This is a genomic window from Achromobacter sp. GW823-FHT04E03, assembly GCF_058796095.1.
The window spans coordinates 1,872,312-1,896,885 of the sequence record NZ_JBXAIJ010000001.1; the positions used below are offsets into that span (position 1 = coordinate 1,872,312).

Here is a 24,574-nt window from a genome sequence, read left to right on the forward strand (position 1 = left end):
GATCAGACGCCCACGTCTTCGTCGTGGCGTCGCACCCTGCCCTCGCGCACTTCGAACACCTCGTCGGCCAGCGCATCCACATCCGCCGGGTCGTGCGTGATCAGCAGCATCGGCACGTCCAGCTGGCGCTGCAAGGCATTCAGTTCCAGCCGCATCTTGCCGCGCAATTGCGAGTCCAGCGCTGAAAAGGGCTCGTCCAGCAGCAGGATGTCGGGCCGCAGCATGAGGGCTCGCGCCAACGCCACCCGCTGCTTCTGGCCGCCGGATATCTCGCTGGGATAGCTGCCCACGATGGAGCCCAGCTCGAACGCGTCCACCCAGCGCTGCGCCTCGGGCCCCACCTCGCGCCGGGGCGGGTTGCGCCAGCCGCGGCGCAGCCCGAAAGCGATGTTCTGCGCCACTGTCAGGTGGGGAAACAGGGCGTAGTCCTGGAACAGGTAGGCCACCCGGCGCGATTGCGCCGGCAGGTTGACGCCGGCGTCCGTGTCGAACAGCACGCGGCCGTTGATCTCGATGCGGCCCGCGTCAGGGCGCAGCAGGCCCGCCACCGCACGCAGGGTCAGGCTCTTGCCCGCGCCCGAGGGGCCGAACAGCGCTATACGCTTGGCTGACGAATCGAATGCGACGTCCAGCGCGAAGCGCCGGTCGCCGGACACCATCTGCTTGCGCACCTGGATGCTGACGCTCATAGCGCGCTCCCGTTGCGCCGGCCGCTGCTGACGGGCACCAGCTTGCCGGCCAGCAGCAGGACCACCACGCAGGTCACCGAGGTGACCAGCACCAGCATGTTGGCCGTGGCGTCGTCGCCCGCCTGCACCGCCTCGTAGATGGCGACCGACAGAGTCTGTGTCCGTCCCGGCAGGTTGCCGGCGATCATCAGCGTGGCGCCGAATTCGCCCAGCGCCCGCGCGAAGGCCAGCAGCACCCCGGCGGCGATGCCGCGCGCGGCCAGCGGCAAGGTGACGCGGAAGAAGACCCCCGCTTCGCACACGCCCAACACGCGCGCCGCGCTTTCCAGTTGGCTATCAACGTTCTCGAAGGCGGCCCGGGCGGATTTGAACACCAGCGGAAAAGCCACCACCGAAGCCGCGATCACCGCGCCCTGCCAGGTGAAGACCAGTTCGATGCCCCAGCCCGCCAGCGTCTCGCCGATGATGCCGCGGCGCCCCAGCAGCACCAGCAGGTAGTAGCCGAGCACCGTGGGCGGCAACACCAGCGGCAAGGTCAACAGCGCGTCCAGCAGGTCGCGCCCCGGCCAGCGCCAGCGCGACAGGCCATAGGCCGCGGCGGTGCCCGCCACGGTCGCCAACAGCGTTGCCCAGCCCGCCACTTTCAGGGAAAGCAGCAGGGGCACCCAAACCGGATCACTCATCAATGCCTACGATTCAACGGATATCAGGGCTTCTGGAAGCCGTAGCGCGACAGTATCGCCTGACCTGCGGGAGACAGCACATAGGCAACGAAGCTTTCGGCTTCCTTGGCAGCGGCTTCACGGGTGGTGACGGCGATGGGATAAGTGACCGGCGTCTGCGAAGGCACGCGAACCGCGACCTTGACCTTGTCCGCCATGATGGCCGCGTCGGTCGCGAACACGAAGCCCGCATCGACCTCGCCGCGCGCCACGTAGTCCAGGCTCTGGCGCACGTTCTGGGCCAGCACGCTCTTGGCCTGCACCGCGCTCCAGAGGCCGGCCGTCTCCAGCGCGCCCTGCGTGTAGCGGCCCACCGGCACCGATGCCGGGTTGCCATAGGCGATGCGCTTGATGTCGTCGCGGGTCAGGTCCTTGAGCGCGGTGATGTTGGCCTTGCTGTCCGTCGGGACGATCAGCACTACCTGATTGGCGGCAAAGTCCACGCGGGAGGCTGGCTTGACGGCCTTTTCCTCGACCGCCTTGTCCATGGCCTTCTGGTCCGCCGAGGCGAACACATCGGCCGGCGCGCCCTTGACGATCTGCTGCAGCAGCACGTCGGACGCGCCGAAGTTCAGGATGACCTTGGTGCCGGCATGCTCTTTTTCGTAGCCTTGCGCGACTTCCTTGAAGGCGTTGGTCAGGCTGGCGGCGGCCGACACCACCAGGTCGCCGGCAGTGGCGTTGGCGCTCCATGCGGCGGCCAGCGCCAAGGACAGCGCCACGATCGGACGTTTGCGGAACATGTTCTTCTCCCGGGGAAATCGCTAAGTCGGTAACGAAATATATATAGGTATATAACGCTCGTCAATTTGGCTACCCAGGGAGCATTGAGCAATATCAAGGAGTGGCGGGCGCGGGCTTCAGCCGCGCGCCACCGTGGTCGCGTGCACCGCCTCGGGCGCCAGCCGCGCCTGCAGGTGCTCCAGCGCCAGCTCGGGCCGCGCCGCGCCGCACATGAAGATGTCCAGCGCCGCGAACGCATGCTCGGGCCAGGTGTGGATGCTGATGTGGGATTCGCTCAGCAGGACCACGCCGGTCACGCCCGCGCCCACGCCGAAATGATGGAAATGCGCGCTCAGCACGTGCGCGCCCGCCGCCTGCGCCGCGGCGATCAGGTCGCGTTCCAGCGCTTGCGCGTCGGTCAGGCGATCCGCCGGCACGCCGCGGAAATCCGCCAGCACGTGGCGGCCGGGTGTGGCATGCGGGGTCACTTGTGGGACCCGCCCGAGGACCAGCCCGATCCGCCCGAAGAACTGCTGCCCCAGCTGCTGCCGGAGCCGCCGCTGGACATGCGCGCACCGGGGGTGTTGAAGCCGGTGGCGAAAATCACCACCACGATGGCGTAGACGGTGTAAAAGAGCTTGCCCATCCTGTTATTCGTCCTTGCCAGATAATTTGTCCGCCACCGCCGCCGGAATCCACAGGAACGCCGCGCCGATCAGGATCGGAACGATGCCGCCACTGAAAATGGTGTCGATATTCAGGAAGGCCAGCACGATCATGGCCGTCCAGGCGAACTTGCGATAGCCCCCGGGCTTGCCGCTGAGCGACATGGCCTTCTGCTTGGCAAGTTCAGGATCGCCGAACCATTCAGCCAACTGCGCCGGCGCCACCGGCCCCGAGGCGGACCAGCCCAATTCGGACTCGCTCAGTTCGCGGGTCAGCTTGAGGTTGCCGGCCTTGTAATCCGTGATCTTGGTGCTGTCGCCGACCTTGACGCGCCAGTTGAAGGCGCCCAGGGCCAGTTCCACGCGCGAGGTGTAGTCGTACAGCTTCTGATAAAGCTTGGAGCGCCAGCGCACGCTGCTGGCGTTGTTGTGGCTGGGCCAGGTGTCGCATACCTGCGCCCGCTCCCAGCCCTCGTCGGTTTCCACCAGCCAGATGAAACCCTTTGCGGGATTGAACAGCAGGTATTCGATCCAGTCGGACGGTTCCTCGGGATCCGGATCGGCGCACTTCATCAGGCCGATGAGCGTATAGGACGCGCCATCGATCTTGGCCACCGCGCCCAGCGACAAGGTGGTCTTGATGGCTTTGACCTTACGGGCCTTTTCGATGACTTCGGCCGTGGGCCCCGAGCAGTCGACCGCGGCGGCGCACGAGGGGCAGACCACTTGCGTGGCCATGGCGGCCACGAAGCTTATCGGGCCGCCGCAGTTGGGGCAGTCCAGCGCCTTGATCTGGCCGCGGAAACGGCCGGCGGTCTCCTCGACCTGCTCGTTGGTCCGCAGCGATGCCGCCTGCATGGCGGACAGGTCGAATGCCTTGCCGATATACAGCTCGGGCTCGGGCCCGTCGGAAAAGTCCAGCGTCAGGAACGCGTCCAGGCAGCGGTAGTCGGCCACCTTGGCCAACCAACCTTCGCCCGGCACGAAGGGCAACTCGCCTTGCGTGCCGCCCGCCTGGCAGGCGCGCACGTCGGCGGCCGTGAAGCGCTGGCCGTCCAGCTTCAGTTCATCGCCGGGCGCGATGTCGTCGAACGCCGGCATGCCCTGCGTAGACTTGACCTTGCGCCGCCGGGTCACGGCGTACTGGCCCGACGCGTCCGACAGCCAGCCGTCGGAACCGTCCTCGAACCACAGGTACCACTCGTTCCAGAAGCCGTCGTCGTAGCGCAGCTGGACGCGGCCGATCAGGTCGAAGCGCTTGCCTTCATAAGTGCCGGCCGCGCCCAGGCACAAGGGCGAGTAGTCCTCCAGGACCTCGGCCGCCTCGCCGATGCGCTTGACCGACTCGGCGTCCTTCAGCAAGGTGCTGCGGCAGGCGCCGCAGACCGCCATGACCGATGCCGCGGACGTGAACTTGACTGGGGCGCCGCACTGCGGACACAGAACCTGCTGCATGGAGCCTTAGCTGGTGAGTTTCTTCAGCACTTCGGCCTTGGCCGAATCGTAGTCCGCGGCCGTGATCAGGCCCTTGTCCAGCAGATCCTTGAGCTGCTGCAGCCGTTGCGCCGGATCCGCGCCCGCGGCGGCGGGCGCCTGCTGGGCGGGCTGCGGCGCGGCCTGCGGCTGCCCCTGGGCGCCTGCCAAGCCCGCGGCCATGGTCTGGCCCAGCGCCGCGCCGGCCGCCAGGCCCGCGCCGATGCCGGCGATGCCGCCTTCGTTCTGCGCGGCCATCGGTATGGCCGTGGCGGTCTGGTACTGGGTGAACTTGCCCAGGTCGCCGGCCATGCCCATGGAGATCCGCGTGTCCAGCGCCTTCTGCAGCTCTTCCGGCAGCGACACGTTCTCGACCGTGAAGTTGTCCAGCTTGACGCCGTAGCGGTCGAACACCGGCGCCAGCTGTTCAGCGATGCTTTGCGACATCAGCCCCTGGTTGCCGGCCATGTCCAGGAACGGCACCTTGGAGCCGCCCAGCGCCGTCGTCATCGCCGCGACCACCATGTTGCGCAGTTGCGCTTCCAGGTCGTCGACGGTGTATTCGTCGCGCGTGCCGCTGATCTCGCGGTAGAACTTGGCGGGATCGGAGATCTGATAGGAATACACGCCGAAAGCGCGCAGCCGCACCATGCCGAATTCGCTGTCGCGCAGCGTCACCGGCTGCGCCGTGCCCCAGCGCCGGCCCAGTTGCAGGCGCGTGCTGAAGAAGATCACATCCGACTTGAAGGGAGACTCGAACAGCTTGTCCCAGTTCTTCAGGTAGGTCAGGATCGGCAGCGTCTGCGTGGTCAGCTTGTACATGCCGGGGCCGAACACGTCGGCCACCTTGCCTTCGTTGACGAACACCGCCATCTGCGATTCGCGCACGGTCAGGCTGGCGCCGTACTGGATTTCGAAATCCTGCATGGGATGACGCCAGGCGAGCACGCCGTCGCGGTCCTCGTTCCATTGCAGGATGTCGATGAACTGCTTGCGGATGAATGAACCGAGACTCATGAGTCGTTCTCCTGTCAGATCGAGTGCGGCGCGCGGCCGCGTCAGGTCAGGCTGGCGGCGTTGACGATGCCCGCGGCGATGGAAATCGAGCCGATCAGCCCGCCCATGGCGATGTTGTTTTCTTCGATGGCCTCGTTCATGCCGCGCACGGTCTGGGACACGCCCACGTACACGACCAGCTGCACCAGCATGGCCACCAGGCCCCACAGCAGGAACATGGCATAGCTGGCATGGATCGCGATGCTGGAGCACAAGGTGAAGCTGAAGCCGACCAGCGCGCCGCCATACGACAGCGCGGCGGCGATATTGCCTTCGCGGATCAGCTCGAATTCCTTGTAGCGCGTGACGGCCGTGTAGACCAAGGTGAAGACACCCAGCATGGCAAGCGCAGATGCCATGTAGATAAGATAGGTCACCACCGGATGCATTGCTTCTCCCATTGCCGCCCTCCTAATTGCGCGCAGTATATACGGCGCGTTCGATATACTGCGAACGCATTTTTCGTGTCGGACACCTCATGCGCGACCGCGTTCTCATCCTTTCGGTATTGATCGTCGCCTCCTGCGGTTTGGGCTATGAGCTCATCAGCAGCGCGCTGGCCAGCTATTTGCTGGGGGATTCGATACTGCAGTTCTCTTCCGTCATCGGCTGCTATCTCTTCGCCATGGGCATAGGTTCGTGGTTGTCAAAATATGTAAGAGACGAAGACGTTTTGAATCGCTTCATCGACGTGGAGCTGCTGGTCGCCCTGTTGGGCGGCGTCTCCGCCGCGGTGCTGTTCCTGGTCTTCGCCTGGCTTTCCGCGCCCTTCCGCGCCGCCCTGTATGTCGGCGTCTTCGTCATCGGCCTGATGGTCGGGATGGAGATTCCGCTGGTGATGCGAGTGTTCAATCAGCGCAAGGCCGAGTTCCGCGAAATCGTCAGCCGCGTGCTGACCTTCGACTACCTGGGCGCGCTGGCCGTGTCGCTGGTGTTTCCCCTGCTGCTCGCGCCCAAGCTCGGATTGCTGCGCACCAGTTTCCTGTTCGGCATCATGAACGCCAGCGTGGCGCTGTGGACCACCTGGCTGTTCCGCGCGGAACTGCGCAGGCCCGGCGAAAAAGCCATCCGTGCTGGGGTGGTGATCGGGTTCCTGGGGATGGGCTTCATCTATTCCGGCAGCATGACGGCCTGGGCCGAGAAAGGCCTGTACGGCGACGACGTGGTGCACGCGGAAACCACGCAGTACCAGCGCCTGGTGGTCACGCGCTGGCACGACGACCTGCGCCTGTACATCAACGGCAACCTGCAGTTCTCGTCGCGCGACGAGCACCGCTATCACGAAGCGCTGGTGCACCCCGGCCTGCAAGCCCTGCCCTGGGCGCGCAATGTGCTGGTGCTGGGCGGCGGCGACGGCCTGGCGGTGCGCGAAATCCTCAAGTACAAGAATATCGAACATGTGACGCTGGTGGATCTGGATCCGGCCATGACCGGCCTGTTCTCCCGCTCCGAACCGCTGGTCAAGCTGAACCAGGGGTCGCTGAAGGATCCCCGGGTCACGGTGATCAATGACGACGCCGGCCGCTGGCTGGAAACCCACGCCGAGGTCTATGACTACATCGTGGTGGATTTTCCGGACCCGTCCAACTTCGGCCTGGGCCGCCTCTACTCGGTCCCGGTCTATCACCTGATGGCGCGCCACCTGGCCGAGAACGGCTATATGGTGGTGCAGTCCACCTCGCCCTACTTCGCGCCGCGCTCATTCTGGAGCGTGGACGCCACCTTGAAGGAAGCCGGCCTGAACACCTGGCCGTACCATACCTACGTGCCGTCCTTTGGCGACTGGGGCTTCATTCTGGCCAGCAAGCGCCGCGACTACGAGCCGCCCACCACGATTACCGTGCCCACGCGCTACCTGGACCCGGTCACGACGCGCGAACTGTTCCACTTCCCTGCCGACATGCCCGCGCTGGCGATGCCTCCGAACCGTCTGAACGAGCAATCGCTCGTGCGCTACTTCGACGAGGACTGGCGCAAGGTCATCCGCTGATGCGGCGGCGCAGCTTCCTCTTGGGCGCGGCCACGGCCGCCGTCGCCGGCACCGCCGGGTACTACCGTTCGCGCATCGTCGAGACCACGCCGGAAATCCATTACCCGGGCATGCAGGCAGGCCATGCCTTGCGCGACGCAGCGGCCTGGCCGCAGCCCTCCGCCAGCCGCCAGCGCGACGTCGTGATCCTGGGCTCGGGCGTGGCAGGCCTGTCCTGCGCCTGGAAGCTGGCGCGCGAAGGGCACACGGATTTCCTGGTGGTGCAGGGCCCCGAACTCGAAGGCAACGCGGCCGCCGGCCAGCGCGACGGCCTGGACTACCCCTTGGGCGCGCACTACCTGCCGCTGCCCTCGTTGGCCTCCACGCACATACGCGAAATGCTGGCCGATTTCGGCATCATCGAGCGCGGCGCAAGTACCCCCCGCCCCTACTACGACGAGACCGCGCTGGTGCACTCGCCCCAGGAGCGCCTGCTGCGCGGCGGCCATTGGGAAGAGAACCTGCTGCCCATGAGCGGGCTGCCGGAAGCGGACCTGGCGCAGCACCGCAAATTTCTTGCGCTGATCGATCGTCTGCACACGCAGACCGGCAACGACGGCCGCAAGGTCTTCAGCATTCCGCTCACGCTGTCGTCGCAGGACCCGGCCTGGCGCGCGCTGGACGCGATTACGTTCAAGCAATGGCTGGACCGCGAGGGCTATACCTCGCCCGCGCTGCACTGGTACCTGAACTATTGCTGCCGCGACGACTACGGCGCACAGTACGACGCGATTTCGGCCTGGGCGGGCCTGCACTACTTCGCCAGCCGCGACGGCCATGCCGAAAATGCCGGCGAAGGCGCGGTGCTGACCTGGCCTGGAGGCCTGTCGACGTTGATGCAGCGCATGCGCGACGCCATCACGAACAAGCTCGGCCATGCCGACTGGCTGGCCGCCGGCACGGCGGTCCGGGTACAGGAGACGCCTGCTGGCGCGCTGGTCACCTGCCTCGCCTCGTCTTCCAGCGCCTACACGGTGCAGGCGCGCCGCGCCGTGTGCGCGATGCCCTTGTTCGTGGCCCAGCGCATCCTGCCCGACATCCGCTCCTATGGCTACGATCCAGCGGTGCACGCGCCGCCGCACGCGCCCTGGATGGTGTCGAACTTCGTCATGGAAGGCTACCCGGCCGAAGCCCCGGGCGAACCGCTGTCCTGGGACAACGTCGTCTACCAGGGCAAGGCGCTGGGCTATGTCGTCTCCACGCACCAGCTGCTGCGCGTGGCCCGCACGCCGCGCTGCGTCTTCACGGCGTATCACGCGCTCAGCGGGCGGACGCCCCAGGCCGCGCGCGAGTGGCTGACCCGCGCCAGTCCGGAAGAACTGCGGGCCGAGGCCGCGTCCGACCTGGTCGCGGCCTACGGCAAGGAGTTCTGGCGCCATGCGCGCCAGCTGGAAATCACGGTGCGCGGCCACGCCATGGCCTCGCCGCTATGCGGCTACCTGTCCAATCGGGGATTGGCCGCGCTGCGCGACGTGGACGGTCCGGTGCTGTTCGCGCACTCAGACCTTTCAGGCTATTCCGTCTTCGAGGAGGCCTCGTGGTGGGGCGTGGCCGCGGCAGGACGCATCATGGGCCAGAAGCCGCCGCAGGCCTGAAGTTCGCGCGCCGCATTTTCTCCGGCCGCCTGCAATACAATTCCGCGAGCTTGCCGGGCATCACGGCACCTCCTGACCGGACTCAGATAAAAAGACATGGGAAAGCACGTCGTTGTCCTAGGCGCGGGTATCGTGGGCGTCTGCTGCGCCCTGGAACTGCAGCGCCGCGGCCTGTCCGTCACGCTGGTGGACCGGCAGGAGCCGGGCCTGGAAACCTCGCTGGGCAACGCCGGCGTGATCGCGCGCAGTTCGCTGATGCCGTTCAACCACCCCGGCTTGTGGCCGCAGTTGCCGCGGCTGCTGAAGAACGACACCGTGCAGTTCCGCTACAAGCTGAGCTATCTGGCGCGGAACCTGGGCTGGGCCGCCCGCTTCCTGCTCAACGCCCGGCCGGCGGTGTTCAGGCAGACCGTGGAGGCGCTGGATGGCCTGATCCGGCTTTCGGCGCCCGAGCATCTGCGGCTGCTGAACGAATCGGGCGCGGCGCACCGGCTGCGCGATACGGGTTGGGTTTTCCTGTACCGCTCGGAACAGGGCTGGAACAGCGGCGAACTGTCGCGCAAGACCTTTGCCCAGTACCAGGTGCCGACCCAGGTCTTGCAGCCCGCGGAACTCGCGGAGATCGAACCCGCGCTTGCGCCCATCTTCCACCGCGCCCTGTGGATTCAGGGCTCCTACTCTGTCGATGACCCGCACGAAGTGGTCGCGGCCTATGCCGCCCTGTTCCGGCGCTCGGGCGGCGCGTTCCAACGCCTGACCGCCAGCGCCATCCGCCGCGAGGGCCAGGGCTGGATCGTGCAAGGCGCGCAGGGGTCCGGGTCAGTAGCGGCGGATCGATTGGTGGTGGCGATGGGTCCCTGGTCGAAGGGCCTTTTGAAAACGGCGGGCATAGACCTGCCCATGGCGTTCGAGCGCGGCTACCACATGCATTACAGCGGCGCAGACGGCGCCAGCCTGACACGCCCGGTCTACGACACCGGCGGCGGCTACGTGCTGTCGCCCATGGCACGCGGGCTGCGCCTGACCACGGGAGTGGAACTGGACGCCTGCGAAGCGCCCGCCCGGCCGCTGCAGCTGGACCTGGCGGAGGCGCGGGCCCGCGAGGCGTTTCCGCTGGACCGGCGGCTGGACGCCGAGGCGTGGCTGGGGCGGCGTCCGACGCTGCCCGACAGCCGGCCGATGATAGGCGAAGCGCCGCGCCATCCCGGCCTGTGGCTGGCGCTGGGCCACCAGCACATCGGCTTCAGCACCGCGCCCGGCACGGCCAGGATACTGGGAGAACTGATGTGTGATGGCGGCGCTGCCTCGCGCCACGAGGCCTTCCGGCCCGGTCGGTTCATCTAGGGCGGCAGGAAGCCGCCGGCTGTGGTTCACACAACCGGCGCCTGGCGCTTACCCCAGCAACAGGGCGTCGTCCGAGATCTTCTCGCCGCGCACGCGCTCGAACATGGCCAGCAGATCCGGCACGTCCATGCCGCGGCGCTCGTCGCCCGACACATCCAGCACCACCTGCCCTTGATGCAGCATGACGGTGCGGTCGCCCACGTCCAGCGCCTGGCGCATGCTGTGGGTCACCATCATCGTGGTGAGCTGGCTTTCGGCCACGATGCGCGCGGTCAGCTGCAGCACGAAGTCCGCCGTGCGCGGGTCCAGCGCCGCGGTGTGCTCGTCCAGCAGCAGGATGCGCGAGGGCTGCAAGGCCGCCATCAACAGGCTGACCGCCTGGCGCTGACCGCCAGACAGCAGGCCGATGCGGTCGGTCAGGCGGTTTTCCAGGCCCAGGCCCAGCGTGGCCAGGCGCTCGCGAAAGCCCTCCTTCATGGAGGCCTTGACCGCGCGGCTGTAGCCGCGGCGCGCGCCGCGCATCTGCGCCAGCGCCATGTTCTCTTCGATGGTCAGGTCTTCGCAGGTGCCGGCCATGGGGTCCTGGAACACGCGGGCCACACGGCCCGCCCGCGCCCACACCGGCTGGCGTGTGACGTCGACGCCATTGATGTCGATGCGGCCGGAGTCGACCGGCAGGTCGCCCGACACTGCATTCAGGAAGGTGGACTTGCCGGCGCCATTGGAGCCGATGACGGTCACGAACTGGCCCGAGGGGATCTCCAGCGACAGGCCGCGCAAGGCGCGGGTTTCGATGGGCGTACCCGCGTTGAACGTGATCTTGAGGTCTTTTGCGGACAACATATTTCAGTACTCCATTGTGCAATCGCAGCACACAGGCCACATCAATTCCATACAGCCCGATCGGGGCCGCCGCGGAGCCGGCTTTGCCGGTCCGCGCGCGGCGCCCCCTTGAGGGGGAAGCGCCGCAGGCGCTTCGGGGGTGGGCCTCATCCTTTCTTGCCGACCAGGCGGCGCTTTAGCATGGGAATGACCAGGGCAAACGTGACCAGCACCGCAGTGACGAGGTTCAGGTCTTGCGCCTTCAGGCCGATGAAATCGCTGTTCAGCGCCAGGGCGATGAAGAAGCGGTAGACAATGGCGCCGATGATGACGGCCAGCGTGGCCAGCACCAGCTTGCGCGACGGCAGGATGCTTTCGCCCACGATCACCGCGGCCAGGCCGATCACGATGGTGCCGATGCCCATCGAAATGTCCGAACCGCCCTGGGTCTGCGCGAACAGCGCGCCCGCCAGCGCGACCAGCGCGTTGGACAGCGCCATTCCGCCCAGAATCATGCGGCCGGTGTTGACGCCCTGGGCGCGGGCCATGCGGCCGTTGGAACCGGTGGCGCGCACCGCCAGGCCGGTCTGCGTGGCGAAGAACCAGTCCAGCGCCAGTTTGGCCAGGATCACGATCACGATCAGGATCAACGGGCGGGCGACGTAGTCCGACAACCACTCAGGCTGCAGGATGGTGAATACGGTGGGTTCGGTGATCAGCGGGACATTGGGCTTGCCCATGATGCGCAGGTTGACCGAGTACAACGCGATCATCATCAGGATGCTGGCCAGCAGATCCATGATCTTGAGCTTGACGTTCAACCAGCCGGTGACCAGCCCGGCTGCGGCGCCAGCGATGGTGGCGATGACGGTGGCCATGAACGGGTCGGTGCCCGAGGCGATCAGCGTGGCACAGACCGCGCCGCCCAACGGGAAGCTGCCGTCAACGGTCAGGTCCGGGAAGCGCAACAGGCGGAACGAGATATACACGCCCAGAGCCACCAGGCTGAAGATCAGGCCGATCTCCAACGCACCTAACAACGAGAACAATGACATGGGTCAAATCCAATCAGTAAGAAGCGGGCATATTAAAAACTTGCACGAAGGCAAGAAACGAGCATATTAAAGAGTTGCCGCGTCGGATATCTTGCGTTTCGGGGTCAGTTTTACCCCAGCTTTCGCAAGAAACGTTTCCCTGCGAGGGATTTTCTCCGGTTTCCTGCCAAAGCCTTCCCGTGCCGGACGGCCGGGCCGCCAGCATGAGTCTGCAGGACCATTCAGGGAGCAAAAACGCCGGGCGGGCACAACGCCGTAAGGCGGGCCGCCGGCCATTCAAGACCAGCACATTGCGCCGGGCCGCGAGCATCTTGTGAATGCTGCCGCCCTGAAGACCATGGGGTAAGGCAAGACACCAGAACATAAAACAAGCCCCGCTCACGCCGGGTAGGCATGGCGGGGCGGGTACGGCTGATTATTACTTCACAACCACCGCGGCCGACTTGATGATCGCATCGGACAGGGTCACGCCCTGCTTGGCGGCAGCGCCCGGGTTCACGTAGAGCTCGAGCTTGGAGATGGTTTCCGAGGGAATGGCGCCGGGCTTCTCGCCCTTCAGGATGCGCACCACCACCTTGCCCGTCTGCACGCCCAGGTCGCGGTAGTTGATGCCCAGGGCGGCGATGCCGCCGCGCTTGACGCTGTCGGTGTCGGAAGCGATCAGGGGGATCTTGGCGTCGTTGCCGACCTTGACCAGCGACTCATAGGCCGACACGACGTTGTTGTCGGTGTTGGTGTAGATGACGTCGACCTTGCCGATCAGGCTGCGGGCGGCGGAAGCCACGTCCACCGAGCGCGGCGCTGCCGCTTCGACCAGGCTCATGCCAGACTTCGGCAGGATTTCCTGCAGCTTCTTCACGACCACGACCGAGTTGGCCTCGCCCGGGTTGTAGACGATGCCCACGCGCTTGGCGTTAGGGACGATTTTCTTGATCAGTTCGACCTGCTTGTCCAGGGCCAGCAGATCCGACACGCCGGTCACGTTCGTGCCCGAGGCGTCCATGCTGGCGACCAGTTGGGCAGCGACCGGATCGGTCACGGCGGAATACACCACCGGCACGTCCTTGGTAGCGGCGACGACGGCCTGTGCCGACGGCGTGGCGATCGCGACGATGGCGTCGGGCTTGTCGCCGACGAACTTGCGCGCGATCTGGGCGGCGGTGCCGTTGTTGCCCTGGGCGCTCTGGTATTGCCACTTCAGGTTCTTGCCCGGCTCGTAGCCGGCCTGCTTGAGGGCATCCTGCACCCCGTCACGCACGGCGTCCAGCGCCGGATGCTCGACGATGGCGGTGACCGCCACGGATTTCTGCTGCGCGGACACAGGCGCGGCGATAGCCATCGCCAGCGCCATGGCGCCAACCGTCAGAAAATGTTTTTTTCCGATCAGCATAGATAAGCTCCTTGAACCCTTGTTTTTGCTCATTATTACGGCGCCGCTGGCGGCTCCCCGCCGGCCGGACTAGCCATAAAGCCGTATAGTCTAACTTGCCGCCCACCCAAAGCGTTTCGGGGGAATCCCTGAAATGGTGCATGCCGCAACAGCATGCCCCGCAGCGGGGCGCAGCGGCGTCAATATACTGAAAAGCCCGGAATCGCAGCGGCCGGATCCGCAGAAACCGGACTTCTTTCGCGCCGCCAACCGCAGCATCCAGAGGCCTCACCATGATCAAACGCGCATTGGGCCGTTCCGGCCTGCAGATTCCTCCCCTCACCTTCGGCGGCAACGTCTTCGGCTGGACCGTGGACGAAGCCGGCACGTACTCGCTGCTGGACGCGCTGGTGGACGCCGGCCTGAACTTCATCGACACGGCGGACGTGTATTCGCGCTGGGTTCCGGGCAATCAGGGCGGCGAATCCGAGACCCTGATCGGCAAATGGCTGAAGCGCTCCGGCAAGCGCGACCGCGTGCTGATCGCCACCAAGGTCGGCATGGAAATGGGACCCGACGCCAAGGGCCTGGCGCCCGCCTACATCCGCCGTTCGCTGGAAGCCTCTCTGGCCCGGCTGCAGACGGACCACATCGACCTCTACCAGTCGCACCAGGACGACCCCGACACGCCGCTGACCGACACCCTGGCCGAATACGCCAAGCACATCGAGTCCGGCAAGGTGCGCGCCATCGGCGCCTCCAACTACACCGCGGTGCGGCTGTCCGAAGCGCTGATCGCGAGCGAACGGCACAGCCTGCCGCGCTACGAGAGCATCCAACCGGAATACAACCTGTACCGCCGCGAACCCTTCGAGTCCGGGTTGCAAAGCCTGGTGAAGACGCAGCAGATGGGCACGATCAACTATTACGCCCTGGCCAGCGGATTCCTCAGCGGCAAGTACCGCAGCCCCTCGGACGCGGGCAAGAGCCCGCGCGGACGCAAGATCGTCGACACCTATCTCAACGACCGCGGCTACCGGATCCTGAAAGCGCTGGACGAAGTGTCCGAGGACGCCAACTGCACGCCCGCCCAGGCCGCGCTGGCCTGGCAGATCGCGCAACCCGGCATCACCTCGCCCATCGTCAGCGCGACCTCGCTCGAGCAACTGGACGAACTGGTCAAGGCGGCCAGCCTGGCGCTGACGCATGATCAGTTGGCCAAGCTGAGCCAGGCGAGTGAATGGCGGTGAGGGAGGGCGCGCGCCACGTGGCGCACGCCTGACTCGCGGCCATCAATCCAGCTTCACCCCCGAGTCCTTCACCACCTTGGCCCAACGCCCAACCTCGCTATCGACGAACTTGCCGAACTCGGCGCCGGTCAGGGTGGGCACGGCCGAGCCGTTGCCGGCCCAGGTTTCCTTGATCTTCGGCGCATTCAGGGCCTTGGTGATCTCGGCGCTCATCCGATCCACCGCTTCCTTGGGCGTGCCAGCGGGCGCCCAGATCGCGTACCAGGTCGACACCACGTAGTTCGGTACGCCGGCCTCGGCGGCGGTGGGCACGTCGGGCAGCGATTGCGAGCGTTCGGTGGCAGCCACGGCCAGGGGCTTGATCGTGCCGGAGCGTATATGGCCGGCGGACGAACCCAGGCCGTCGAACGCCAGGTCCACCTGTCCGCCGATCAGGGCCGACAGCATGGGCCCGGCGCCCTGGTAGGGCACGTCCACCAGTTTGATGCCGGTCTGCATGGCGAACAGCTCGCCGGCCAGGTGATGCGTGCTGCCCTTGCCGGCAGTGCCGAAGTTGATTTCTCCGGGACGCTTCTTGGCGTAGTCGATCAATTCCTGCACCGTCTTCACCGGCAGCTTGGACGGATTGATGACGATGACCTGCGGCGGCTGGGCGACCAGCGCGACCGGCACGAAGTCCTTCTGGATGTCGTAGTTCAGGTTCTTGTACAGCGAGGGGGCCAGCGCATGGTGCGCGCCGCCCATGAAGAAGGTGTAGCCGTCAGGCCTGGCCTTGGCCGCGACGCCCGCGCCCACGGTTCCGCCCGCCCCGCCCTTGTTGTCGATGACCACGGGCTGGCCCAGCTGCGTGGTCAGTTGCTGGGCCAGCGGACGGGCAAAGGTGTCCGTGCCGCCGCCTGCGGGGAACGGGACGATCAGCGTGATCGGGCGTTCGGGCCATTGTGCGGCGGCGACGCCGCCAAAGCCCAGGGCGGCCACGGCGAATACGGCCGCGGCGGTGGTGCGATATTTCATATTGTCTCCTCTTGCTGCAGCATGGGGACGGCGCGGTTATGTGCGTCTCGTCTCTTGAAGTTTTTGTATGGAATGGGCTGCTGGGACTTGCGGTTTTTTTGGGGGCGAGCGCTCCTGAAAGATGGCCTGCGCATCACACGCTGGGCCTGAAGAAAACCCGCTCCCCAGATCGGGGAGCGGTCGGCGCGTACGTCAGAGCGCCTTGTAGGTTTCGCGCAGCACGTTCTTCTGCACCTTGCCCATGGTGTTGCGCGGCAGTTCGCCGATGATGTGCACGCGCTTGGGTACCTTGAAATTGGCGATGCGCGATTTCAGCTCGGCCTGCATCGCATCCGCGTCCAGCGCCGCGCCTTCCTTGGGCACCACCACGGCCACCACGGCCTCGCCGAAGTCGGCGTGCGGCACGCCGATGACCGCCGATTCGGCCACCCCGGGCATGTCGTCGATCAGCGTTTCGATTTCCTTGGGGTACACGTTGAAGCCGCCGGAAATGATCAGGTCCTTGCTGCGGCCCACGATGGACAGGTAGTCGGCGGGCACGTCGCGTCCCGCGGACTCGCCGCCCCAGCGGCCCACGTCGCCCGTCTTGAACCAGCCGTCGGCGGTGAATTCCTCGGCGGTCTTTTCCGGCATGCGCCAGTAGCCCGAGAACACGTTCGGCCCGCGCACCTGCACGTTGCCGATCTCGCCCGGCGCCAGCGCGATGCCGGCATCGTCGACCACGCGCACCTGCACTTGCGGCAGAGCGCGGCCCACGGTACCCGCCAGGCGTTCGCCCAGCTTGGCGTCATAGGGATTGGAGGTAAGCATGACCGTCTCGCTCATGCCATAGCGTTCCAGGATGGCGTGGCCGCTGCGTTTCTGGAAGTCCGAGAAGGTCTCTGCCAGCAAGGGCGCCGAGCCCGAGATGAAGAGGCGCATGTTGGCGCAGACGCTGCGGTCAAAGCGCGGGTCGGCCAGCAGACGCACGTAGTACGTTGGCACGCCCATCATCACGGTGCTCTGCGGCAGGTAGTGCAAGGCCTGGTCGACGTCGAGCTTGGGCAGCCAGATCATCCTGGCCCCTGCCAACAAGGCGCCATGCGAGGCCACGAACAGGCCGTGCACATGGAAGATCGGCAGCATGTGCAGCAGCACGTCGTCCGGGCGCCAACCCCAATAGTCCTGCAGCACGCGGGCGTTGGCGGCGAGGTTGCCGTGCGACAGCATCGCGCCCTTGCTGCGCCCGGTGGTGCCGGAGGTGTACAGGATGGCAGCCAGATCGTCGGGCTTGCGCGCGACGGTCTTGAAAGTCTGCGGCAGGCCGCCCGCGGCATCCAGCAGCGTGCCGCTGCGGTCTTCATCCAGCGTGTACACGTGCGCGGTGCCCGCCTTGTCTGCCGCGCGCTGCACCCAGTCCAGGTTCTTACTGGCGCAGACCACCACGGCCGGCTCGGCATTACCCAGGAAGTACTCGATTTCCGATTCGCGGTAGGCGGTATTCAGCGGAAGGTAGACCAGGCCGGCACGCAAGGTGGCCAGGTACAGCAGCAGCGCTTCAGGCGACTTTTCGACCTGCACCGCCACGCGCGAACCGGCCGGCAGATCCAGCGAGGTCAGCAGATTGGCCAGGCACGCGGTGGCGCGATCGATGTCGTCCCAGGTGTATTGCAAGTCGGGCGTTTCCAGCGCGACTTTGCTGCGGTCTTTGGGAAAGCCGCCTTGCAGGACAGCATATAGATTAGCGTTGGTCACCTTGTCTAGTCTCCGGAAAAGGAAGGGTCCACGCCGGCCAGGAAGGCGCGCACGCCCTCCTTGTGGTCCCGGCTGTCGGCGTACGAGAAATAATCCTGGTATTCGTCTTCGGTCAAGGCGCCGCCGGCGGCGAGCCTGCGCGACAGGCGCTTGTTGATGCGGGCGGCCAGCGGCGCGCCAGCCGCGATGCGCTCGGCGCTGCGTTTGGCCGCGTCAACCACCTGGTCGTCCGGAACGACGCGCGTCAGCAGGCCCAGCTCGCGGGCCTCGGCCGCGCCGAACACGCGGCCTTCGAGCAGGATGGCCAGGGTGGCGGCGCGTCCGACCAAGGCCAGCAGGCCGCTCATTTCGTCCGGCGCCATGGGAAATCCCAGGCGGTTGATCGGCACGCCGAAACGCGCGGATTCGCCCGCGATCCGCAGATCGCACTGGCTGGCGATCTCAAGCCCCCCGCCCACGCATACGCCTTCGATCTGCGCGACGACCGGATGCGGACACCGGGCGACCGCCTGCAAGGCAGGCGCCAGCACCTCGCGGTGGTAGCGCTGCACGCCGGCCATGTCGCCGCGCTGCGCGGGGAACTCGCGAATGTCGGCGCCGGCGGCGAAGTTGCCGCCCTCGCCGCGCACGATCACGCAGCGCACGGTATCGTCCTGCGCAATGCGCGTGAATACGTCCCGCAGTTCATGCCACATGCCCACGGTGATCGCGTTCAGGCGCCCCGGGTGCGATAGCGTCACCCGCGCCAGATCGCCCTCGCGTTCCAGCAGCACGCGGCCGGCCACGTTGTCCGTCATGTCTCCTGCCCTCTTTCTTATGTAGTTGCGCCGCGGGCGCGACGCCTATGCCACCCGCCCCACGCCGCGGCTGACCTGGGGCTTGCCCTCGCCCAGCCGGGCCAGGTTGTCGTCCAGCTCGTCGAGGTCGTAGAGGTAGTTCACCATCAAGCCGCAGGACTGCTTGAGTCCCTTGGGCGAGGTATCCGCGGCCCAATTGAGCCGTTCGATGCGCGCGCCATTGCCCAGGTGGAAACGCGCCACCGCGTCCACCGGCATGCCGTTCTTCATGGACTGCAGATAATTGGCTGTCAGGCGGAAACCCGCGCGCTTGACCACGTCGGCGGCCTTGCCCTGGGCCGCCTTGGCCAGGCGCGCAACCCAGCGCCGCCCGTCGGGCACGCCCTCGCGCTTGCGCGCCTTGGCGCGCACCTTGTCCTCGCGCACGATGGCCTCCACCGCCTCGGCGTCCAGCTTGCCCAGCCAGTCGGCGAAGCCCGGGATGGGCGACAGCGTGGCGAAGGACTTCAGCTTGGGCAGTTCATGCAGCAGCTGCTCCACCACGCGCTTGAGCAGGAAGTTGCCGAAGCTGATGCCCTTCAGGCCGGGTTGCGTGTTGGAGATGGAATAGAAGATGGCCCAGCGCGCCTTGTCCAGGTCCTGCGGCGGCAGCGTGCTGTCCAAAAGCACCTGCACGTTGTCGGCCATCTGGCTGGCGAAGGCGACTTCCACGAAGATGAGCGGCACGCCCGGCATCTGCGGATGGAAATAGGCGTAGCAGCGACGGTCCGGCGAAACGCGGCGGCGCAGGTCGTCCCAGGAGGTGATCTCGTGCACGGCTTCGTAAAGGATCAACTTTTCCAGTAGCGACGCAGGCGAATCCCAGGTCAGCGGCCGCAGTTCCAGCAGGCCCACGTCGAACCAGGCGGACAGCAGACCCTCGAGGTCCTTGTCCAGCATCTGAATGCCCGCCACCTGCTTGCGCCAGCGCAGCATGTCCGCGCGCAGCTCCACCAGGAAGCGCAGGCCCTGGGGCTGCGCATTGAAGCGCTTGAAGAGGCGCGCGCCCTCGCCGCCTTCGCCAGCGTAGCTGCCGCGCGCCTGCGCCAGCGCGGTCAGCATCAGCCGGCGGTCCTTGCCGTCCGCGGCGCTGTACTGTTCGCACCAGCGGCGGGCCAGCTTGTTGGCGGCCACGTCGGTCAGGCGCGCTTCGAACAAACGCCGGACTTCGGATTCACTGGGCAGCCGGCCGCGTTCCCACAGCTTGCCCAGGCGGGACATCAGGCCCGCGCTTTCGGCGGCGGCCGCTTCATCGATGGCATCGGCCTCGGGCTCAGGCGTGCGTGCGCCGCGCGCGGGTGCGAGATTGGCGGGTGCGGACATGGGCGGGCTCCTCGATGACGATGGGATCGGACGGCGCCGCATCGGCGGCGTCCGCATGGCTCAATGCGCGCAGCGCTTCCAGCTGGCGCATCAGGTGGTTGTGCGCGAGCGCCTGCGCGGCCTCGCTGTCGTGCGCCTTGAGCGCTTCGAATATGGCCAGGTGCTCGGCGCAGGACTGCTGGATGCGGCCGGGCTGGGACAGGCTGCGGTGGCGCGACAGGCTCAGCACCTTGCGCAGATTGCCCACCATGTCCGACAGCCATTGGTTGCCGGCCAGGGCCTGCACCGCTTCGTGGATCAGGTAGTTGGTCTTGTAGTAGGCATCGATGCGGCCAGCCTGGGCATGGCCCGCCAGCGCCGCGTGCAGGGGTTCCAGCTCGGCCAGTTGGGCATCGCTGGCCTTGCGCGCGGCCTCGAAGGCGCAGCGCCCTTCCAGCATGGCCATCAGCGGGAAGATGTCTTCCAGGTCTTGCGCCGAGAGTTCATTGACGAAGCAGCCGCGGCGCGGCTCCAGCCGCACCAGCCCTTCGGTGGCCAGCACCTTGAGCGCCTCGCGCAAGGGGGTGCGGGAGATGCCCAGCTCGCCCGCCAGGCGCAGTTCGTCTATCCATTCGCCGTTGCGCAGGGAACGCGCGTGGATCATGCCGCGCAGGCGATCCGCGACTTCCAGGTAGAGGGCTTGCCGGACGATGGGAAGGGTCATGGGTCAGCGGCCTGGACTGCACCGTAATTCATAATTATGAATAAGGCCATGATAGTGCTGGATGCGGGAAAAAGAAAACCCCTTGCTCCTCGGTAGCTACCCTAGGAATAAAAAGGGCCTCCGGCATCCGGAGGCCCGTCGATTCATCCCGAAAAATGGGGGCAAAATCAGAAGTGCAGCACCCCATCGACCGCGTGGCGGGTCAGGGAGCGGGCCCAGCGGCGCGCCGGCAGGCCGTATTTGGCCTCCACCACCTCGGCGCGGGCCAACAGCTCGGCGGGGGTGACTTCCAGGCGCGGGCCGGAGAACGCCAGCACGATCTGGTTGCCCGCCTCGACCTCGGGCAGCAGCACGATGCGGTCGTCGAAGGCCTTGGACAGATTGTCGATGTTCTTGCCGAAGCTCTCGTGGCGGCCGAACAGGTTCACGGCCAGCACGCCGACCTCGCCCAGCACGCGGCGGCAGTCGCGATAGAACTTGACGCTGTCGCGCACCGGTCCCTCGGCCATGGCGTCGTACAAGTCCACCATCAGCACCGGGCAACGCCCCGCGTTGAGCGGATCGGCCACCCAGGCGCCGGCGTCGGCGTGTTCGACTTCGAGGCGGTTCGCGCCCGGCAGGCGGAAGAACATATGGCAGGCCGCCGTCACCCGCGGATTCCACTCCACCGCCAGCAAGGGGCTGCGCGTGTGCTTCACGCAGTAGCGCGCCAGCGAGCCGGCGCCCAGGCCCAGCATGCCGATGGCTTCGTCCTTGGGCGGCTCCAGGAACAGCAGCCAGGCCATCATCTGGGCGGTGTACTCGAGCACCAGCTCCGACGGGTTCTTGATGCGCATGGCGCCCTGGACCCAGACGGTGTTGAAGTGCAGATAGCGGACGCCGTCCACCTCGGACAGGGTCGGCTGGTCCAGCTCGGAAGGAAAGTTCGATTTATGCATGGCGGCGATTGTAGGTCGGACGCCGCCTCTGCGTCAGGCGGCCAGCCGGCCGTCCCCGCTCTCCCAGATGCGTTCCAGCAGTTCCGCGCGGGACGTTTCGGCTTGCAGGCCGGCCGCCAGCCGCAGCACCCGCTTCAGGTAAAGGTGCGCATCGCACTCCCAGGTGACGCCCAACGCGCCGTGGACCTGGATGGCGTTCTGCGCCGCGCGCCGGCCCGCCTCCACCGCAAGCAATGGCGCGAACAGGCTGTCGCGTTCCGCCGAAGCCGCGTCCGCGTCATGCGCCGCAACCGCTGCCACGCCCGCCAGCCTGGCGTCGTCCAGGGCCATCCAGTCTTCCGCCAGCCGATGCTTGATCGCCTGATTGGCGCCGATGGCGCGGTCGAATTGCCGGCGTTCGCGTGCATGGGCCGCCGCCATGTCCAGCGCGGCCGAGGCAGCGCCCAGCAGCTCAGCCGAACGCAACAGGCGCAGGCGCGTCCGCAGGCGCTCCCAGGTTCCCGCCTCGACCTCCAGATCGACGCTGTCCAGCAATTGCGGGCGGGTCACGCGCGCCACCGGCATGGTGGGATCGAGCCGCGCCTCGCCGGATACGGGCGCCAGCGCCTCCAGGCGCAGGGCGGTGGCGCTCAAGCGCCGCACGGCCAGTGCACGCACGCCCTCGCCCGCGCCTTCGATGAAGACCGATCCGTCGGGACGCACGGCAGCGTCAGCAAAGTAGGTGTCGCCCGCCATCACGGCGGCAGCCCATCCCGCGGCCGGCCCCGCCGCGCACAGGGTCGGCAGTATCGCCATGTTGGCCGCCAGCGGCAGGCTCAACAGGTGCCGCCCGGCGGCTTCGGCCACGATCCAGGCTTCGCGCATGCCCAGCCCCAGTCCGTCCTGCGCGGCCGGCGCCAGCAACGCCGGCCAGCCCTGGGCGGCGATCTCGCGCCATTGCGCCAGGCGCGCTTCATAGGGTTTGCCGGCCGCGGCGCGTGCCGTGGCGGGCGGATGGCGGTCGGCCAGAAAGCGCCGGGCCGCGTCGTCCAGCATGCGCTGGTCTTCGGTCGGATGCAGATCCATGAGGTTCAAGCCTTGGGCAGGCCGAGCATCTGCTCGGCGATGATATTGCGCTGGATTTCGGAGGTGCCGGCCAATATGGTTTCGGCGCGCGACCACAGATAGGCATGCGTCAGTTCGGCGGCATGCGCGTCGCTCGCGTCGTCCGCCAGGCAGGCATCCTCGCCCAGCAGTTGCAGCGACAGTTCCAGCAGCCGCTGATGCGCTTCGCTCCAATGGATCTTGGTGGAAGACCCCTCGGGCCCCGGCGGATCGCCGCGCATCGCGCCGGCCAGCGCGCGCTGCGACTTCAACGCCAGCACATGGCTGTCGGCCGCGAGCCGCGCCCACTGATGGCGCACCGCGGCCGAGGACGCCGGCACGTGGCCGTAGGCATCGGCGCGCAACGCCAGCTCACGCACCTGGCGCAGCTCCTGCGCGAAGCGCACCAGCCGCGGGATGAAGTAGGTGCCGCGCTCGAAGCTGGCGGCGGCCATGGCGATCTTCCAGCCCTGGTTCGGCGCGCCCAGCAGGCAGTCTTCGGGCACGAACACATCCTCGAAGAACACCTCGCAGAATTCGGCCTCGCCCGTGATCTGCCGGATGGGTTCGACCCGCACGCCGGGGCTGCGCATGTCGACCAGCAGGAAGCTCAGCCCCTTGTGCTTGGGCGCCTGCGCATCGGTGCGCGCAAGCACGAAGCACCATTGCGCGCGGTCGGCGAACGAGGTCCAGATCTTGTGGCCGTTCAAGCGATAGCCGCCCGCCGCTGCCTCCGCCCGCGTGCGCACCGACGCCAGGTCGGAGCCGGCGCCAGGCTCCGAATAGCCCTGGCACCAGACCTCGCGGTTCGACAGGATTCCGGGCAAAAAGCGGCGCTTCTGCGCCTCGGTGCCGAAATGCAGCAGCGTCGGCGCCAGGATGCCGTGTCCGATCAGGTTCACGCCCAGCGGCGCGCCGCAGCGCGCGTGCTCTTCGTGGAACACCGCCTGCCGCGACAGCGGCAGGGCGCGGCCCCCATGCTCCTTGGGCCAGCCCAAACCGGACCAGCCGTTGGCGCACAGGGTGTCTTCCCATGCCCGCCGGAAATCAAGGTTGCGCGGCTCGGCCCCGCCCGGCCAATCCTTGACGAAACCGGCGTAGGCCGATGCCAGCCAGCCGCGCAAGTCCAGGCGGAACGCCTCGTCTTCCCGCGCGGCGCTTTCCAACTGCGTCATGCCATTACTCCAGGCGGATGTTCGAATCGCGCGCGACCTTGGCCCACGTGGTCACGTCCTGGCGGATGAAAGCGGCGAAGGTCTTGGGATCGCTGCCGATGATGTCCAGGCCCAGGCCCGTGAATTGCGCCTTGACGTCGGGCTGCTGCAGGATCTGCGCGAGATTGCTGTAGATCTTGTCCACCACCGGCTGCGGCGTACGCGCCGGCGCCACCAGGCCCAGCCAGGGCATGGCGGAATAGCCCGGCAGGCCCGAGGCCGCGACGGTCGGCAGGTCCGGCACCGAGGCCGAGGGCTGGGCGGTAGTCACCGCCAGCACGCGCAGCTTGCCGTCCTTCACGAAGGGGCCGGACGAGGCCCAGGCGTCGAACATGACCTGCAGGCGGCCCGCCACCAGATCGTTGAGCGCTGGCGCGCTGCCCTTGTACGGGATGTGCGTCATCTGCACGCCCGCCATGCTGTTGAAGAGTTCAGCTTCCAGATGGGTCGAGCTGCCGGTGCCGACCGAACCGTAGCTGACCTTGCCCGGATTCGCCTTCAGGTAGGCGATCAGCTCGCCCACGTTCTTGGCCGGCACCGAGGGATGCACTTCCAGCACGTGCACCACCGAGGCCACCTGGCTGATGGGCGCGAAGTCCTTGATCGGGTCGTAGTTCACCTTGGCGTAGATGCTGGGCGCGATGCCCAGCGACGAAGCCGCCATCAGCAAGGTATAGCCGTCGGGTTCGGCGCGCGACACGTAGTCGGACGCGATCATGGTGCCGCCGCCCGGCTTGTTTTCCACGATTACCGGCTGGCCCAGCTTGCCGCTGAGCTTTTCCGCCAGCAGGCGGCTCATGATGTCGGTCGCGCCTCCTGGCGAGAACGGCACCACGATGCGTATCGGACGGTTGGGATAGCTGTCCTGGGCCATGGCCGGACCCGTGACGCCGATGCAAGCCAGCGCGACGCCAACCAATAGTTTCTTCATCATGCT

Annotated in this window: 24 protein-coding genes; 4 read left to right on the forward strand and 20 right to left on the reverse strand. The window is 66.8% G+C overall.

Translation table 11 applies throughout. From position 1 onward, the window contains the following. Nucleotides 1–2: 2 nt before the first annotated feature. The 8 genes from AC1RHV_RS08790 to AC1RHV_RS08825 all read right to left on the reverse strand — a co-directional run bounded on the left by AC1RHV_RS08790 (nt 3) and on the right by AC1RHV_RS08825 (nt 5,717). Nucleotides 3–689 carry an ATP-binding cassette domain-containing protein gene (locus AC1RHV_RS08790; protein WP_088153547.1) on the reverse strand — a complete coding sequence of 229 codons (687 nt, stop codon included), beginning with the start codon at nt 687–689 and terminating at the stop codon, nt 3–5. Further along, complete coding sequence (gene modB / locus AC1RHV_RS08795; protein ID WP_054452904.1) at nt 686–1,372, reverse strand: molybdate ABC transporter permease subunit; 687 nt, start codon at nt 1,370–1,372, stop codon at nt 686–688. Before modB ends, AC1RHV_RS08790 begins: the two co-directional genes overlap by 4 nt. Before the next feature lie 23 nt (nt 1,373–1,395). After that, nucleotides 1,396–2,154: a molybdate ABC transporter substrate-binding protein gene (modA, locus tag AC1RHV_RS08800; RefSeq protein WP_054452906.1), complete on the reverse strand. Its 759-nt coding sequence runs from the start codon at nt 2,152–2,154 to the stop codon at nt 1,396–1,398. A gap of 117 nt (nt 2,155–2,271) precedes the next feature. Further along, on the reverse strand, nt 2,272–2,622 hold the full coding sequence (speD, locus tag AC1RHV_RS08805; RefSeq protein WP_492300465.1) for an adenosylmethionine decarboxylase: 351 nt from the start codon (nt 2,620–2,622) through the stop codon (nt 2,272–2,274). Beyond that, on the reverse strand, nt 2,619–2,780 hold the full coding sequence (locus AC1RHV_RS08810; protein ID WP_166738458.1) for a hypothetical protein: 162 nt from the start codon (nt 2,778–2,780) through the stop codon (nt 2,619–2,621). The genes speD and AC1RHV_RS08810 overlap by 4 nt, the downstream gene beginning before the upstream one ends. 4 nt (nt 2,781–2,784) lie before the next feature. Next, complete coding sequence (locus AC1RHV_RS08815; protein ID WP_492300467.1) at nt 2,785–4,254, reverse strand: DUF4178 domain-containing protein; 1,470 nt, start codon at nt 4,252–4,254, stop codon at nt 2,785–2,787. Nucleotides 4,255–4,260: 6 nt separating this feature from the next. Further along, complete coding sequence (locus tag AC1RHV_RS08820; protein ID WP_054452912.1) at nt 4,261–5,289, reverse strand: SPFH domain-containing protein; 1,029 nt, start codon at nt 5,287–5,289, stop codon at nt 4,261–4,263. Nucleotides 5,290–5,330: 41 nt separating this feature from the next. After that, nucleotides 5,331–5,717 (reverse strand): DUF350 domain-containing protein, encoded by a 387-nt coding sequence (locus AC1RHV_RS08825; RefSeq protein WP_054452914.1) that lies wholly within the window; start codon nt 5,715–5,717, stop codon nt 5,331–5,333. 89 nt (nt 5,718–5,806) lie between these two features. On the opposite strand from AC1RHV_RS08825, the gene AC1RHV_RS08830 reads away from it, so the two are divergent. The 3 genes from AC1RHV_RS08830 (at nt 5,807) to AC1RHV_RS08840 (ending at nt 10,296) form a co-directional block, all read left to right on the forward strand. Then, the gene (locus AC1RHV_RS08830; protein ID WP_054452916.1) at nt 5,807–7,318 is read left to right on the forward strand and encodes a polyamine aminopropyltransferase; all 1,512 of its coding nucleotides are present in this window, start codon (nt 5,807–5,809) and stop codon (nt 7,316–7,318) included. Further along, nucleotides 7,318–8,952: an NAD(P)-binding protein gene (locus AC1RHV_RS08835; RefSeq protein WP_492300469.1), complete on the forward strand. Its 1,635-nt coding sequence runs from the start codon at nt 7,318–7,320 to the stop codon at nt 8,950–8,952. The genes AC1RHV_RS08830 and AC1RHV_RS08835 overlap by 1 nt, the downstream gene beginning before the upstream one ends. Before the next feature lie 96 nt (nt 8,953–9,048). Further along, nucleotides 9,049–10,296, forward strand: coding sequence for an NAD(P)/FAD-dependent oxidoreductase (locus tag AC1RHV_RS08840; RefSeq protein WP_192328755.1), 1,248 nt, complete (start codon nt 9,049–9,051; stop codon nt 10,294–10,296). Nucleotides 10,297–10,344: 48 nt separating this feature from the next. Here the strand turns inward: AC1RHV_RS08840 and AC1RHV_RS08845 are convergent, their stop codons facing one another. From AC1RHV_RS08845 to AC1RHV_RS08855, 3 genes are all read right to left on the reverse strand, one after another. After that, nucleotides 10,345–11,139, reverse strand: coding sequence for an ABC transporter ATP-binding protein (locus AC1RHV_RS08845; protein ID WP_013395026.1), 795 nt, complete (start codon nt 11,137–11,139; stop codon nt 10,345–10,347). A gap of 146 nt (nt 11,140–11,285) precedes the next feature. Next, nucleotides 11,286–12,173 (reverse strand): ABC transporter permease, encoded by an 888-nt coding sequence (locus AC1RHV_RS08850; RefSeq protein ID WP_054452922.1) that lies wholly within the window; start codon nt 12,171–12,173, stop codon nt 11,286–11,288. Between the two features lie 418 nt (nt 12,174–12,591). Then, on the reverse strand, nt 12,592–13,563 hold the full coding sequence (locus AC1RHV_RS08855) for an ABC transporter substrate-binding protein (RefSeq protein ID WP_054452924.1): 972 nt from the start codon (nt 13,561–13,563) through the stop codon (nt 12,592–12,594). Nucleotides 13,564–13,835: 272 nt separating this feature from the next. Between AC1RHV_RS08855 and AC1RHV_RS08860 the strand changes: the two genes are divergently transcribed. Beyond that, nucleotides 13,836–14,792, forward strand: coding sequence for an aldo/keto reductase (locus tag AC1RHV_RS08860; protein WP_492300471.1), 957 nt, complete (start codon nt 13,836–13,838; stop codon nt 14,790–14,792). A gap of 42 nt (nt 14,793–14,834) precedes the next feature. Here AC1RHV_RS08860 and AC1RHV_RS08865 read toward each other — a convergent pair whose 3' ends face one another. The 9 genes from AC1RHV_RS08865 to AC1RHV_RS08905 all read right to left on the reverse strand — a co-directional run bounded on the left by AC1RHV_RS08865 (nt 14,835) and on the right by AC1RHV_RS08905 (nt 24,571). Next, a complete protein-coding gene (locus AC1RHV_RS08865; RefSeq protein ID WP_119449996.1) occupies nt 14,835–15,806 on the reverse strand; it encodes a Bug family tripartite tricarboxylate transporter substrate binding protein in 972 nt (323 codons plus the stop codon). 192 nt (nt 15,807–15,998) lie between these two features. Then, nucleotides 15,999–17,540: a malonate--CoA ligase gene (locus AC1RHV_RS08870; RefSeq protein WP_492300473.1), complete on the reverse strand. Its 1,542-nt coding sequence runs from the start codon at nt 17,538–17,540 to the stop codon at nt 15,999–16,001. Between the two features lie 5 nt (nt 17,541–17,545). Next, the gene (locus AC1RHV_RS08875) at nt 17,546–18,337 is read right to left on the reverse strand and encodes an enoyl-CoA hydratase/isomerase family protein (RefSeq protein WP_460361077.1); all 792 of its coding nucleotides are present in this window, start codon (nt 18,335–18,337) and stop codon (nt 17,546–17,548) included. 45 nt (nt 18,338–18,382) lie between these two features. After that, on the reverse strand, nt 18,383–19,699 hold the full coding sequence (locus AC1RHV_RS08880) for a malonyl-CoA decarboxylase domain-containing protein (protein WP_054452935.1): 1,317 nt from the start codon (nt 19,697–19,699) through the stop codon (nt 18,383–18,385). After that, nucleotides 19,650–20,402, reverse strand: a complete 753-nt coding sequence (locus tag AC1RHV_RS08885) for a GntR family transcriptional regulator (protein ID WP_088141612.1) — start codon at nt 20,400–20,402, stop codon at nt 19,650–19,652. The genes AC1RHV_RS08880 and AC1RHV_RS08885 overlap by 50 nt, the downstream gene beginning before the upstream one ends. Nucleotides 20,403–20,569: 167 nt before the next feature. Continuing rightward, nucleotides 20,570–21,340 carry a class I SAM-dependent methyltransferase gene (locus AC1RHV_RS08890; RefSeq protein WP_059372341.1) on the reverse strand — a complete coding sequence of 257 codons (771 nt, stop codon included), beginning with the start codon at nt 21,338–21,340 and terminating at the stop codon, nt 20,570–20,572. A gap of 33 nt (nt 21,341–21,373) precedes the next feature. After that, nucleotides 21,374–22,405 (reverse strand): acyl-CoA dehydrogenase family protein, encoded by a 1,032-nt coding sequence (locus tag AC1RHV_RS08895; protein WP_492300476.1) that lies wholly within the window; start codon nt 22,403–22,405, stop codon nt 21,374–21,376. Nucleotides 22,406–22,410: 5 nt separating this feature from the next. Beyond that, nucleotides 22,411–23,598 (reverse strand): acyl-CoA dehydrogenase family protein, encoded by a 1,188-nt coding sequence (locus AC1RHV_RS08900; RefSeq protein ID WP_492300478.1) that lies wholly within the window; start codon nt 23,596–23,598, stop codon nt 22,411–22,413. Nucleotides 23,599–23,602: 4 nt separating this feature from the next. Continuing rightward, nucleotides 23,603–24,571 carry a Bug family tripartite tricarboxylate transporter substrate binding protein gene (locus tag AC1RHV_RS08905; protein ID WP_119450002.1) on the reverse strand — a complete coding sequence of 323 codons (969 nt, stop codon included), beginning with the start codon at nt 24,569–24,571 and terminating at the stop codon, nt 23,603–23,605. Nucleotides 24,572–24,574 lie beyond the last annotated feature (3 nt).